General features: G+C 68.8%; 11 protein-coding genes. All 11 read right to left on the bottom strand.

The genetic code is table 11. From position 1 onward, the window contains the following. Position 1: 1 nt before the first annotated feature. The 11 genes from SB764_RS27540 to SB764_RS27490 are packed head-to-tail and all read right to left on the bottom strand — an operon-like array spanning position 2 to position 13,010. Positions 2-1,228, bottom strand: a complete 1,227-nt coding sequence (locus SB764_RS27540; protein ID WP_321942360.1) for a beta-ketoacyl-ACP synthase — start codon at positions 1,226-1,228, stop codon at positions 2-4. Further along, entirely contained in the window at positions 1,228-1,977 is a 750-nt protein-coding gene (locus SB764_RS27535; RefSeq protein ID WP_065060831.1) for a 3-ketoacyl-ACP reductase FabG2, read from the bottom strand. The genes SB764_RS27540 and SB764_RS27535 overlap by 1 nt, the downstream gene beginning before the upstream one ends. After that, complete coding sequence (locus SB764_RS27530) at positions 1,974-2,465, bottom strand: hotdog family protein (protein ID WP_110327262.1); 492 nt, start codon at positions 2,463-2,465, stop codon at positions 1,974-1,976. The genes SB764_RS27535 and SB764_RS27530 overlap by 4 nt, the downstream gene beginning before the upstream one ends. After that, the gene (locus SB764_RS27525) at positions 2,462-3,688 is read right to left on the bottom strand and encodes a beta-ketoacyl-[acyl-carrier-protein] synthase family protein (protein ID WP_321855199.1); all 1,227 of its coding nucleotides are present in this window, start codon (positions 3,686-3,688) and stop codon (positions 2,462-2,464) included. Before SB764_RS27525 ends, SB764_RS27530 begins: the two co-directional genes overlap by 4 nt. Next, a complete protein-coding gene (locus tag SB764_RS27520) occupies positions 3,688-6,126 on the bottom strand; it encodes an MMPL family transporter (RefSeq protein WP_410865706.1) in 2,439 nt (812 codons plus the stop codon). The genes SB764_RS27525 and SB764_RS27520 overlap by 1 nt, the downstream gene beginning before the upstream one ends. Further along, positions 6,126-6,809 (bottom strand): outer membrane lipoprotein carrier protein LolA, encoded by a 684-nt coding sequence (locus SB764_RS27515; RefSeq protein WP_410865704.1) that lies wholly within the window; start codon positions 6,807-6,809, stop codon positions 6,126-6,128. The genes SB764_RS27520 and SB764_RS27515 overlap by 1 nt, the downstream gene beginning before the upstream one ends. Then, positions 6,797-7,231, bottom strand: coding sequence for an acyl-CoA thioesterase (locus SB764_RS27510; protein ID WP_410865702.1), 435 nt, complete (start codon positions 7,229-7,231; stop codon positions 6,797-6,799). Before SB764_RS27510 ends, SB764_RS27515 begins: the two co-directional genes overlap by 13 nt. Next, positions 7,228-8,841 carry a histidine ammonia-lyase gene (gene hutH, locus SB764_RS27505; protein ID WP_074982034.1) on the bottom strand — a complete coding sequence of 538 codons (1,614 nt, stop codon included), beginning with the start codon at positions 8,839-8,841 and terminating at the stop codon, positions 7,228-7,230. The genes SB764_RS27510 and hutH overlap by 4 nt, the downstream gene beginning before the upstream one ends. After that, positions 8,828-10,570 (bottom strand): glycosyltransferase family 2 protein, encoded by a 1,743-nt coding sequence (locus tag SB764_RS27500; protein WP_410865700.1) that lies wholly within the window; start codon positions 10,568-10,570, stop codon positions 8,828-8,830. The genes hutH and SB764_RS27500 overlap by 14 nt, the downstream gene beginning before the upstream one ends. Next, positions 10,567-12,375, bottom strand: a complete 1,809-nt coding sequence (locus SB764_RS27495) for an AMP-binding protein (RefSeq protein ID WP_410865698.1) — start codon at positions 12,373-12,375, stop codon at positions 10,567-10,569. The genes SB764_RS27500 and SB764_RS27495 overlap by 4 nt, the downstream gene beginning before the upstream one ends. Beyond that, positions 12,372-13,010 carry a hypothetical protein gene (locus SB764_RS27490; protein WP_176081252.1) on the bottom strand — a complete coding sequence of 213 codons (639 nt, stop codon included), beginning with the start codon at positions 13,008-13,010 and terminating at the stop codon, positions 12,372-12,374. Before SB764_RS27490 ends, SB764_RS27495 begins: the two co-directional genes overlap by 4 nt.

The raw sequence follows: 13,010 nt of genomic DNA, 5'->3' as shown, positions 1-13,010 counted from the left end.
CTCACCGGACGCGCTTGAAGATCAACGACGTGTTCACGCCGCCGAACGCGAAGTTATTGCTCATCACGTAATCGGCGTCGATCTCGCGCGGCGCGCCCATGATGTAGTCGAGCGGCGCGCAGGCCGGATCGACTTCGTGCAGATTCAGCGTGGGCGCGTAGCGATTGCGCTTCATCATTTCAATCGTCCACCACGCTTCGATCGCGCCGCACGCGCCGAGCGTATGGCCGATATAGCTCTTGAGCGAACTGATCGGCATGCGCGCGCCGAACGTCTCCGCGGTCGCGTGGCTTTCGGCGATGTCGCCGCGATCGGTCGAGGTGCCGTGCGCGTTCACGTAGGCAATTGCCTCGGGCGCGAGTTGCGCGTCGGCGAGCGCCTGGCGCATCGCCACCGCCATCGTCGCCGCCGTGGGCTGCGTGATGTGCGCGCCATCCGAGTTGCAGCCGAAGCCCACGACTTCCGCGTGAATGCGCGCGCCGCGCGCCACCGCGTGCTCATACTCTTCGAGCACGAGCGTGGCCGCGCCTTCGCCAACCACGAGGCCGTCGCGCGCGGCGTCGAACGGACGCGGCGTGGTGTGCGGATCGTCGTTGCGGGTGCTCGTGGCGTAGAGCATGTCGAACACGGCCACGCCCGGCCCCGAGAGTTCCTCGGCGCCGCCCGCGAGCATCAGCGTCTGCTTGCCGTTCGCGATCATTTCGTAGGCGTAGCCGATCGCCTGGCTGCCCGAGGCGCACGCGCACGACGTCGGCACAATGCGGCCTTTCAGGTCCCAGAAGAGGCTCACGTTGACCGCCGTGGTGTGCGGCATCATCTGCACGTAGCTGTTCGACGTGACGTCGCTCATCGAGCCGGTTTCGAGCATCTTGCCGAACGCGCGCACGGGTTCCACCGAGCCCGCGGACGAACCGTACGCCACGCCCATGCGGCCGTCCTTGATCGACGCATCGTCGAGCAGGCCCGCGTCCGCCAGCGCGTATTCGCTCGCGCGCACCGCGTAGAGCGAGACCGGCCCCATCGAGCGCGTCTTCTTGCGCGGATAGTAGTCGGGCGTTTCGAACGCCGGCAGCGGCGAGGCGAGACGCGTGTGCAGCGCCTCGATGTAATCCCAGTCGTGCACGCGCCGCACCGCATTCACGCCGCGTTCGAGCGCGGCCTCGACCTGCTCCCAACGATCGCCGAGCGCGGTCACGCCGCCCATGCCCGTCACCACGACGCGCTTCATCAGACCATCCCTCCGTTCACGCCGATGACCTGGCGCGTGACGTAGGACGCCGCATCCGACATCAGGAAGCCGACCACCGCGGCCACTTCGGCGGGCTGGCCCACGCGGTTCATCGGCACGGCCTTGAGCGCGTGATCGAGCGGCACCTCGTCGAGCATGCCGGTATCGACGAGACCGGGCGCGACGCTGTTGACGGTGATGTTGCGCGTGGCCAGCTCGACAGCGAGCGCCTTGGTCGCGCCGATCAGGCCCGCCTTCGCGGCGCTGTAGTTGACCTGCCCGCGATTGCCCGTGACGCCCGACACCGACGCCACCGTGACGATGCGGCCGCCCTTGCGCGCGCGCACCATCGGCATGACGAGCGGATGCACGACGTTGTAGAAGGCGTCGAGGCCGGTTTCCAGCACGATGTCCCAGTCTTCGTCGGTCAGTGCGGGGAAGGCGGCGTCGCGCGTCACGCCCGCGCAGCAGACGATGCCGTAGTACGCGCCGTGCGCGGCCACATCGGCTTCGAGCGCGGCGCGGCAGGCGGCGCGATCGCGCACGTCGAATTGCAGCACGCCGGCCGAACCGCCCTGCGCGGCGATGCCGGCGGTCACCGCCTGCGCTTCTTTCAGGCCCGTGCGGCAATGCACGGTGACGGCGAAGCCGTCGGCGGCCAGTTGATAGGCGATCGCGCGGCCAATGCCGCGGCTCGCGCCGGTCACGAGTACACGCCGGATCGTGGTCGGGCTCGGAGTCTGGCTCATGCTCGGGAGTTTTCCTCGATGAAAGTCTGAAAATCGTGCGGCTGATACACCTTGATCGTGGCCTCGGCGCACAGCACGCCATCCTGTTCGATGGTGCAGCCGTAGGCGCCGTGGCCTTCGTCGCTGCGCAGCAGTTCGTTCACGCTCACGCGCAGCGGCGCGCCGGCCGCGAACGCGTCGCGCAGCGCCGTGAAGCGGCGCGTGCCGAGCAGCACGCCGGGGCGCGCCGCCTCGCCCGCGCGCATCGACAGCAGGCCCACGTGGGCCGCGATCGCCTGCGCCATCAGTTCGATGCCGATCCACGCGGGCATCGCGCCCTGCGCATCGGCGTACCATGCGTCGGCGCGCACGCTGGCTTCGGCGCTCAGCGATTCGTCGCTGCACGCGCACACGGCATCGAGCAGCAGCATCGTGCCGCGATGTGGAATGATCGCGTCGATCGGCGGAAAGATCTCGCCGCCCGTCGCGGCGTTCAGGGAGTCGGTCATCGTGCGAGCACCAGGGAAATGTTGCTGCCGCCGAACGCGAACGAATTGCTCATCACGTATTGGCTTTGCGCGCCCGCGCCGCGCGGCAGATAACGCGCGGACTCGACGAAGTCGAGCGGCGGCAGCGTCGCGTCGGCCTGGCCGTCCCACCGATGACGCGGCAGCGCGACGTCGTCGCGAGCGAGCGTCAGCCACGCAAGACCCGCTTCGGTCGCGCCCGCCGCGCCGAGCGTGTGGCCCGTGAACGGTTTGGTGCCGCTCACGGCCACGCCGTCGGGAAACACGCGCGCCATCAGGTGCGCTTCCATCTGATCGTTCTTGAGCGTCGCGGTGGCGTGCAGGTTGACGTAGCCGATCGCGCGCGCGTCGATGCCCGCGTCCGCCAGCGCCGCGCGCAACGCGATCTCGCCGCCCGCACCTTGCGGATCGGGCGCGGAGATGTGATGCGCGTCGCTCGATTCGCCCGCGCCGGCGAAGCGCACCGGGCCTTCTTCGCGGCTCATCAGAAACACCGCCGCGCCTTCGCCGATATTGATGCCGCGCCGGTTTGCGCTCATCGGATTGGTGCGCACGGCGCTCGTCGATTCGAGCGAGGCGAAGCCTTGCAGCGTGAGTTCGCAGAGCGTGTCGACGCCGCCAACCACCACCGCGTCGCACAACTGCGCGCGCAGCAGACGGCGCGCGGCTGCGAAGGCCTTCGCGCTGGACGTGCAGGCCGTGGAGATCGTGAACGCCGGGCCGCCGAGGCCGAGCGCGGCGGCGGCAAACGGCGCGACCGAGCCGATTTCCATCTGGCGGTAGTCGAAGGACTTCGTGTTCTTTGCCTCGGCGTCGGCGAAAGTGGCTTCGACCGCACCGATGCCCGACGTGCTCGTGCCCAGCACCACGCCGACGCGACCCGCGCCGAAGCGCTCGCAGGCCGCGTCGATGGCGGGCCGGATCTGCGCCAGCGCCGCCAGCAGCAGACGATTGTTGCGGCAGTCGTAGTGCGCGAGCGCGGCGGGCGGCGCGAACGCGGCCTGATCGAGCGATGCGAGCACGCGGCCCGCAAAGGCCTCGCCGATGCGCGTGCGGATCGGGCCCATGCCGGGCGCTTCGCCGCGTGCGAGCGCGGCGGCGATGGCGCTCACGTCGTCGCCGAGCGCGTTGACCATGCCGAGCGCGTGCAGATACACCGGCTGCGAAGTTGGCCGATGCGCTGCCTGAAAAGCGGCTTGCGCCATCAATTCGTTCTCCGTGAATTCGAAGGCATGCCGACCGGCGCGAGCAGGACCGACACCATGATGCCGAGCGACAGCGTCGCGCCGAAGCTCTTGAGCGCGGGCATCGAGGTCATCGCGAGCATGCCGAACGACAGCAGCGTCGTGGCGGCGGACAGCAGCACGCCGGTCCAGACCGCGCCCGTGTCGGCGTTCGCGCGCATCGCGCCTTCGCGCAGAAACACCGCGTAGTTCGCGCCGACGCCGAGCACGAGCATCAGCGCCAGCATATGAAAGAGGTTGATGCGCACGTGCGCATAGCCGAACACGGCCAGCGTCACGCCGATCGCGAGCCACACCGGCAACGCGACCGCGAACGCCGCGCGCCAGCCGTAACGCAGTGTCAGCAGCGCGAGCACCAGCACGAGCGCGCCCGCGAGCCACAGCGCGCCGTCCTCGCGGTAGACGCCGAACAGATGCGAGACGCTCGCCGCCTTGTCGACGAAGCTCACGCCCGGCAGCGTCGGGGCGAGCGCGCGCAAGGCGGGTTCGTTCGCATTCGACACGCCTTGCGGAATCACGACTGCCGCGAACGCGCCCGGCGTGCTCGCGGAACGGCCGAGCCACAGATGGCGGAACGGTTGCGACCACGGCTCGGCGAGCCATGCGTCCACGCTCAGCGTTTTGCCATCGGATTGCGCCCACGCGCGCGGCCATGCCTGCACGATCTCGTCGCGGAAACCCGCCGCGTTCAGCATCGCGCGCAACGCGGCCGGATCGTCGAAAGCGTGCGCGGCCAGCACGGCGCGATCGGCGCGCTGCTGTTTGGCGGACGGCACGAACGACGTGACCGACTGCCAGCCGCTCACGGCGGACGCGCCCGTGAGCGTGCCCAGCTTCGCGCACAGCGCTTCGGCGCGTTCGAGCACGTCTTCCGGCGACGCGCCGCGCACGACGAAGAACTGCGCGCTGTTGTCGACGCCGACCGCGCGGCTCACCACGCGTTCCTGCGCGACCAGCGAAGCATCGCGCTGAATCAGCAGATGAATGTCGTCGTCGCTGCGCAGTTGCAGCCAGCCTGGCGCGGCCACGATCGCCAGCGCGAGCGCGACGAACCATGCGCGACGCCCGCCGATCAGCGCCTGCCATCGCGCGAGCGCGGCGGCGGCCGCGGCGAACAGCGTGCGCGGACTGCGGCGCGCGGGTCGCGTCATCAGGCTCGGCAGCAAGCCGATCACCGAAGCAAAGGCCGTAAAAATGCCGACGATCGCGAAGCACGCGATCTGCTTGAGCGCCGGGAACGGCGCGAAGGTCAGGATCGCGTAGCCGAGCAGACTCGTGCCGAACGCGACCGCCAGCGCGGGCATCACCTCGCGCGCGCCGCGCCGCGCGTTCCACTGCTCGCGCGCGCCCAGATAGACGACGAAATACTGAATCGAATAATCGACGGCCTCGCCGATCAGACTCGCGCCGAACACCAGCGTGAGCAGATGCAGCTTGCCGAAGATCAGCAGGGTCGCCGCGAGCGCGCACAGAATGCCCAGTCCCGTCGACACGAAACCCAGCGCGATGAGACGCGGCGAGCGGAAGATCCAGAGCATCAGCAACGCAATGCCAACGGCCGAGACGATGCCGATCACGTGCACGTCGCGCTCCGAGGCGCGCCGCGCCGACTCGGCGTAGAACACCGCGCCCGTGCGCGCGACGCTGACGTCGGGCCACGCCGACTTGAGCGCGTTTTCGCCTTGCGCCACGGCGCGCAGCACGTTTTGCTGCACCGACGATTCATACGCCGATCCCGTCAGCGTGCCGACCACCAGCACGCTCGTGGTCGCGCCGCGATGCGCGACCAGCAAGCCGTCCTCGACGGTCAGATTCGACGCCGCGAGCGGCAAGCCCGACAGCCAGTGCTGGAGCCAGCCGAACGGATCGTCGGCGAGCGAGGTCGAAAGGCCCGCGCCCGGCAGGCCGTAGAGGCGCTCGGTCAGCGCGTTGAGCAACGCGGCCTGACCGCCCGTGGCGTTCGTCAAGCTCGCGCGATCGTCGGGCGTGAGCAGGCCGAAGCGGTACGGCATGTAGAAGCGCGCGATGCGTCCGAGGTCGAACGGCGGAATGCGCGCGGTCACCGAAGCGAAGGCGTGGCTCGCGCTCAGCGACGCGCCCAGTTCCAGCGCCGCCGCTTTCGCGTGCGCGTCGTCGTCGCTGGAAACCAGCAGCACCGCGCGATTGCCGAGCACGTTCGCGAGTTGATCGACGGCTTCTTCGGCAACGGGATCGGCTTCGGTCGCGGGCAGCAGCGCGAGCAGATTCGTCTGCAACGGCGACGGCCCCGCGAAACGCCAGCCGCAATAGAGCGCGGCGACCACGGCAAGCAACAGCCAGGCGGCGCGCAGCGCCCACTGCCGGCGCGCGGTGCGAGCGGTGCGTTCGACGGGTGCGGTGTGAAGCTCGGGCGATGTCACTACGGCGTTCCGAACAGTTTCTGGTCGGCGGGCGCGAGTTCGCTCACGGGCGCGCTGCCGCTGAACGCGTACTGCGTGACGTCGCCGTTCGCGAGCGTGATGCGCAAGCCTTGCAGGAACTCGCCGCCGTCCATTTCGATGCCGCGCAGCGCCTGCGCGATCTGCGGCTGGCGCGGCACGAGGCGCATCTGCCAGCGCGCGGGCGTGCCGCGCGCCTGGACGTCGAATTGCGTGTAGAGCCCGCTGAGGTCGCCGCCGAGCATCGCGCGCATCATCTTCGCGATTTCGGCCGCGCCGCGCGCACTCTGCGCGCTGTTGTTCGCCACGCGCTGACCGGTCGCGTCGATCGCGATCATGCCCGCGTCGCTCATCACCCAGGTCTTTTTATAGGGCGTGTCGATTTGCCAGATCACGCCGCGATCGCGGAAAAACAGCAGCGATCCCGTGCTGACGAGCGGCGTCTTGAGCGCGGCCAGCGTCTGCGTTTGCGTGAAGCGCGCACGCACGCCTTTCGCTTGCGCAAGGCGTGCCGCGATCTGCGAAACGAGCGCCGCGTCGGCGTCGTTCGATGCGTTTGAACCCGACGATGCCGATGGCGCCGATGTTGCCGCATACGCAGGCAGACACGCAACCTGAATCGCCATCAATCCAGCAAGCGTCGCACGGCAAATCAACGTGCCCATGCGCGCTCCAGTTTCTCCTGCACGCACGGCGGTGAAACGAACTGCAATTCCTGCGTCGCGGCGTTCACCGCAACCTGAATCGTGTAGCCCTTGGTAAGTCGCGCGCGCGTGACGCAATCGAAGATTTCGTAGCCTATTTTCAGGCGATTTTCGTGTTCGAGCAGATGTGCGCAGACCTCGATCTGCTGCCCGTAAATGGCCGGACGCACGTACTTCAAATGCGCCTCGACCACGGGCCACACATAGCCTGAGGCCTGCATCTCGCGATAGTCGTAATCGAACTTGCGCAGCAGCGCCGCGCGGCCGAATTCGAAGTACTTCAGATAGTGGCCGTGCCAGCAGACGTTCATTGCATCGACGTCGTGGAACGGCACTTCAACCGTTGCGCTCGCGCTCAATACCGCTTTGTCCGCCCCGCTCATGCTGCGTCTCCTTCACGCTTGCCGCCCTCAACGCCGATGAAATCGCCCGCGGCGATTTTCGCCGTCATCGCGCGCAGTTCGTGTTCGAGCGCGCGGTCTTCGTCGACGAACGGCGACACCGTCGCCACGTCCGTCATGAACGCGCGCAGCGGCGCGGGAATCACGGTGGCGGCGTTGCCGCGCAGACGCAATTGCGCGGCCTGCACGGTGGCGAGCGCGTGCGCCGCCGCGACCTGCTCGGTCAGTTGCAGCACGCGCAGACAGTCGCGAGCCGCAATCGTGCCCATGCTCACCTTGTCCTGGTTGTGCGCTTCGGTCGAACGCGAAAACACGCTCGCGGGCATCGTGTGCTTGAGCGCTTCCGCCGTCCACGCCGACGACGAAATCTGCACGGCCTTGAAGCCGTGATTGATCGGCGCGCGCGCGGCGCTCGCGCCCGTGAGGTTGCGCGGCAGGCCGTTGTTGAATTTGTCGTCGACGAGCAGCGCGAGCTGGCGATCCATCAGATCGGCGAGATTCGCGACGGCGTTCTTCAGGCCGTCCATCGCGAACGCGATATGGCCGCCGTAGAAGTTGCCGCCGTGCAGCACGCGCTCGCCGTCGGGATCGATCAGCGGATTGTCGTTGGCGCTGTTCAGTTCGTTTTCGATGTCGCGGCGCATCCACGTCAGCGCGTCGCCGAGCACACCGATCACGTGCGGCGCGCAGCGGATCGAATAGCGGTCCTGCAGGCGATGGCCCGGCGTGTCCGGACGCCCGGCGAGATCGGCGCGAATCCACGCGGCCGCCTCGCCCTGCCCGGCATGCGGCTTGGCTTCGAAGATCAGCGGATCGAAATGCGCGGCGCGACCGTCGAGCGCCACCGTCGCGAGCGCGGTGAGGCGCGCGCTCAGGCGCGCGAGCTGCGCCGCGCGCGCGAACGCGAGGCATGCGAGGCCGGTCATGACGGCCGTGCCGTTCATCAGCGCGAGCCCTTCCTTGGGCGCGAGCGTAAGCGGCGCGTGGCCGAGCGTCTGCCAGGCGTCGCGCGCGCTGCACGACGCGCCGCGAAACTGCACCTCGCGCTCGCCCGCCAGCGCCGCCGCCACGTACGACAGCGGCGTGAGATCGCCGCTCGCGCCCACCGAACCTTCGGCGGGAATGCGCGGCAGCACGCGATGATTGATGAGATCGGCGAGACGTTCGAGCAGCACCGGACGCACGCCCGAGAGCCCGTACGCGAGCGAATTCAGACGCGCGGCGATCACGGCGAGCGCGGACGCATCGTCGAGATACTCGCCCATGCCGCAGCCGTGATAACGCGTGAGTTGCAGCGGCAGCGCCTCGACGAGCGCCATCGGCACGTCGACCACGCAGGCGTCGCCGTAACCCGTGTTGACGCCGTAGACCGTTGCGCCCGCATCGAGATGACGACGCAGGAACTCCGCGCCGCGCGCGATGCGCGCGCGCCAGGCAGCGTCGCCGCTGAGTTGCACGGCGGCGCCTTCGCGCGCGACCGCCACCACGTCCTCGATCGTCAGACGGCGGCCGCCGATCACCACGGCGGCGGTCGCGACGCGGTCGTGGCGCATGTCTTGGCTCATGTCGGCGCTCAGGTCATGTTCGGCCATTCGTCTTCCCACTGGGGCGCGCCCAGAAATCGTAAAAGTTGAACCATTGATAAGGCGCCTTGCGGCAATGGTGTTCGAGGCGGCTCGCGAAGCGCTGCGCCCAGTCCGCGATATGTTCCGCGCGGCCGCGTCGCGGCAGCTCGATGCGCTCGGCGAACGGCTCGAAATAGAGCCGGTAGCCGCTGCGCTCCTTCAGGCAGAACAGCAGATAGACGGGACACGCGAGCGCATGCGCGAGCACGTACGGCCCTTGCGCGAACGGCGCGGTCGCGCCGAGAAACTGCGCTTCGGTCAGACGTCCGCTTTCGTGCGCGGGCGTGCGGTCGCCGACGATCACCAGCAGCTCGCCGCGTTCGATGCGCTCCTGCATCATCAGCGCGGTCTGCGGCCCGAAGTCGCTCACCGGCACCAGATGCTGCGTGAAATCGCGGTTCGCGCCCGCCAGCACGCTGTTGAAGCGCTTCGCGTGCTCGGTGTAGACGATGGCGGTCACCCTCGTCTGCGCGCCGCGCACGGCGAGCGCGCGCGCCATTTCCAGATTGCCGAGATGCGAGCCGATCACGAGCGCGCCGCGTCCGCTGGCGAGCAGCGCATCGAGCGCGCGGGCGTCGTCGATTTCGACGTCGGAAAAATCCACACGGCCGGTCCATGCGGCGAGCTTGTCGAAGCCCGATTGCGCAAACGCGAGCATGTGCCGGTACGAACTGAGCCAGCCGGGGCGCGGCGTGCCGGACTGCGGCGCGGCGTGCGCGAGCTGCACGAAATAGCGCTGCGACGCCTCGCGCGCCGGACGGCCCGTGAGCAGAAAATACGCGACGATAGGATGCAGCCAGAGCGACGTAAAGCGCCGCCCGAACAGGCGGCAGCTCAGCGCGAGCAGGCTCATGCCGAGACGGCTGCCGCGCTCGGCGCGCCGCCACCAGGGCGCGGTGCTCGCGTTTGCGTCTGCGGCTGCGGCTGCGTTTTCGTTTTCACTTTCGCGACGCCGCGGCAAGACCTTGTGCGCAAGCAGCAGCGGCAGACGCGCGAGCATGCCCGCGACGAGCCGCGTGTGGCTGCGGCTGATCCGCACGTTGTCCCAGAGCACGTCGAAATGCGAGACGCCATCGGTGGCGTACGTCACGGCCGTGGGAATCGACACGAACTCGACGCGCCGCCAGTACAGCCGCACCAGAATTTCGATGTCGAAGTCCATGCGCTCGGGCAGCTTCACGCTGTCGATCAGCGCGCAGGCGAGATCGAGCGGATAAAGCCGGAAGCCGCACATCGAATCGCGGATCGTGAACGACAGCGTCTCGATCCACACCCACACATGCGTCAGATAGCGGCCGTAGAGGCGCGCCTTCGGCACGCTCTCGTCGTAGACGGGCTGGCCGAGCACGACCGCGCGCGGATGCGCGGCGGCGGCGGCGAGAAAGCGCGGCACGTCGGCGGCGTCGTGCTGGCCGTCGGCGTCGATCTGCAAGGCGTGCGTGTAGCCCGCGTCGCGCGCGGCGCGCAGCCCCGCCATCACCGCCGCGCCCTTGCCGCCGTTCACGGGCAGACGCAGCAGCGTGAGCCGGTCCGCGTGGTGCTGCGCGAGATCGGCGAGCACCTGTTGCGTGGCTGCGTCGCTGCCATCGTCGACGACGAACAACGGCAGGCCGTGCACGACCAGATTCGCCACCGTGCCGCCGATCGCGTCCTTGTGGTTGTAAATCGGAATGACGATGCAGGCCGCGAGGTTCATGCGGGCTCCCGGTACACGACGACGCCCGAGGCGCAGTCTCGCTCGCCGAAGCGCCACGCGAACGCGATGCGGCGGCGCGGCGCGTCGTGCCTGAGCACGAGCTTGAGCACAACGCCCGGCGGCACCGGCGCCATGAATTTCAGCTGCTCGATCGTGGCGAGCGCGCGTGCGCCCGGCACCCATTCGTCGGCGAAACGCAGCGACCAGTCCACCTGCACCACGCCCGGCAGGATCGGCAAGCCGGGAAAGTGGCCTGCAAAATGTTCGAGCGTCAGCGGCACGCGCATTTCGAAGACACGGGCGGGCAAAGCAGGCGGTTGATCGGCTTGATGGGTGGGGTCGGTCTCGTCCCATTCCGCGAGCAGTTCGAAGCCTTCTTCGCGCGCGGCGAACGCCTGCGCCACGGCGCGCGCCTGAATCTTGCCGCGCGCATCGACCGGCAGCGCACGACGGATGCGCCAGTGACGCGGCAGCACGACCGCATCGAAATACGCGGCGAGATGACGACGCAACGCCTTCACGAGCGCCACGCGACCTTCGCGGCGCAAGATCTCGCGGCCTTGCACGGACAGCACGACGAGCGCGCCGATCCGCTGACGCGTCGCGCCCGCAAGCGGCGCGGTCCGCACCTCGGCAATCGCCGGATGCAGCAGCAGACGACTCTCCAGTTCGCCGAGCGAGACGCGTTTGCCGTCGAGCTTGAGCACGCGGTCGAGCCGGCCGCGCAGACGGAAGCGGCCCGCTTCGTCGAACGCGGCCTGGTCGTCGGTGCGATGCCAGTCGTCGTGGCCCAGATGCGGCGAGCGGACTTCGAGCGCGCCGCCGTGGATCGCATCGTTTACCTCATTGCTTTCGCTGAATTCGCCGGATTCCAGCGCCGCGCCCGCGCGCACGGCGATGCCGTGCATGGGCGTCCAGGCGTCGGTTTCGCTTTGTCGGCGCCACGCAATGCCGCCCGTCTCCGTGCTGCCGTAGATTTCCAGCGGCGCGTCGCCGAACGTCGCGGCGTAACGCAGCGCGGCATCGGCGGAGAGCGGTCCGCCCGACGAGAAAAACGCGCGCGGCACCGGCGCGAGCGTCGCGAAGCCCGGCAAATCGGGCCAACGCGAAAGTTGCGCGGGCGTCGAGACCACCACGGTCGCGCCGCATTGCGCGATCCGCGACTGCAATTGCGCGGGATCGGCGCAGGTCGCGCGATCGAACGGCCGCCCCGCCGCCAGCGGCCAGAACACGCGGAACAGCAGCCCGTAGATATGGTGATGCGGCACGCTCGCGAGCACGGTCGCGTCGCCGAGGAGCGCGCCCCATTCGGCTTCGAGCGTGCGCACCTCGGCGTCGAATTGCGCGAGCGTCTTGTGGACCGGCTTCGGCGTGCCGCTGCTGCCCGAGGTGAACAGCGTGAGCGGGGCTTGCGGGTCGATCGCTTCAAACCATTCGCTCGATTCGCTCGCTTCAAGCGACGGCGATCCGGCAACAGCGCCATCGGCGCACCACGCGGCGAATTCGCTGTCGTCGAGCACCGCGTCGTAAGCGTCGCGCAGATCGGCGAGATAACCGGGCGTGGCGTTGGCCGGAATCACCGGCACCTTGCCCGCCGCGAACACGCCGAACAGCGCGCACGCGAACACGTAAGGGTCCTCGCTCCAGAGCGCGATGCGTCGCGCGTCGCGCTCGCGCAAACGCGCGGCAATCGCACGCGCCTGCGCCTGAAACGTCGCGAAACGCGTGACGCTCGCGCCTTCGATGCAGACCACCGTCTGCGCCTCGCGCGCCGACGCCGCGAGCAATGCGTGCAGCGCGATCACAGCGCCTCCTGTCGCGCCGCGCGCGGCAGCATGATCCATTTGCGCCACGCGATCTCGCCCACGATCAGCAGGCCGATCAGCGCATACGCGAGCGCCCCGTTATAGAGCGACCACAGTTTCGGCGGCCAGGCGAACGCCGTCCACGCGGAAAACGCGCCATTCGCGGCGAAGAATACGCACCAGAGCTGCGTGACGCGGCGCGTATAGCGCACGATATGCGCGGGCGGTTCGGGATAGGTCCGCTGCGCGAACTTCTCGATCATCGACGGACCTTTGACGAGCGTCGCACCGAACGCGACGAGCAGCCCGAGATTCACGAATGCGGGATACAGACGCATGATCCGCGCGCTATCGGTAAACACGATCGCCACCGAAGCAAGGTTCAGCGTAATGGCCACGGCCCAATCCACGCGCGTGAGCTTGCGCAGTTGCGCCGCGATCGCGCCGGTGCCCGCCACGCGTTGCAGCCAGAGCAGCGCGAGCAGCATCAGCCCGACGAGACGCGGCGACTCCCAGCGCCACGCGCACAGAATCACGACGGGATACGCGAGATTGGCGAGCAGCCGCAGCTTGCCCGGCGCACGCGCGGCGACGGGCGCGAGCGGCGCGTCGGCGTGCGCGGAACGAACGGTCAC

The organism is Paraburkholderia sp. SIMBA_027, from assembly GCF_046535315.1.
Lineage (GTDB): Bacteria > Pseudomonadota > Gammaproteobacteria > Burkholderiales > Burkholderiaceae > Paraburkholderia > Paraburkholderia tropica.
The sequence above is the reverse complement of the archived record's forward strand: the minus strand, read 5'-3'. Positions and strand labels throughout refer to the sequence as shown.

Excerpts from the sequence above, each read along its gene's own strand:
- SB764_RS27540 (WP_321942360.1), bottom strand. The coding sequence starts at position 1,228 with ATGAAGCGCGTCGTGGTGACGGGCATGGGCGGCGTGACCGCGCTCGGC.
- SB764_RS27535 (WP_065060831.1), bottom strand. The coding sequence starts at position 1,977 with ATGAGCCAGACTCCGAGCCCGACCACGATCCGGCGTGTACTCGTGACC.
- SB764_RS27530 (WP_110327262.1), bottom strand. The coding sequence starts at position 2,465 with ATGACCGACTCCCTGAACGCCGCGACGGGCGGCGAGATCTTTCCGCCG.
- SB764_RS27525 (WP_321855199.1), bottom strand. The coding sequence starts at position 3,688 with ATGGCGCAAGCCGCTTTTCAGGCAGCGCATCGGCCAACTTCGCAGCCG.
- SB764_RS27515 (WP_410865704.1), bottom strand. The coding sequence starts at position 6,809 with ATGGGCACGTTGATTTGCCGTGCGACGCTTGCTGGATTGATGGCGATT.
- SB764_RS27510 (WP_410865702.1), bottom strand. The coding sequence starts at position 7,231 with ATGAGCGGGGCGGACAAAGCGGTATTGAGCGCGAGCGCAACGGTTGAA.
- hutH (WP_074982034.1), bottom strand. The coding sequence starts at position 8,841 with ATGGCCGAACATGACCTGAGCGCCGACATGAGCCAAGACATGCGCCAC.
- SB764_RS27500 (WP_410865700.1), bottom strand. The coding sequence starts at position 10,570 with ATGAACCTCGCGGCCTGCATCGTCATTCCGATTTACAACCACAAGGAC.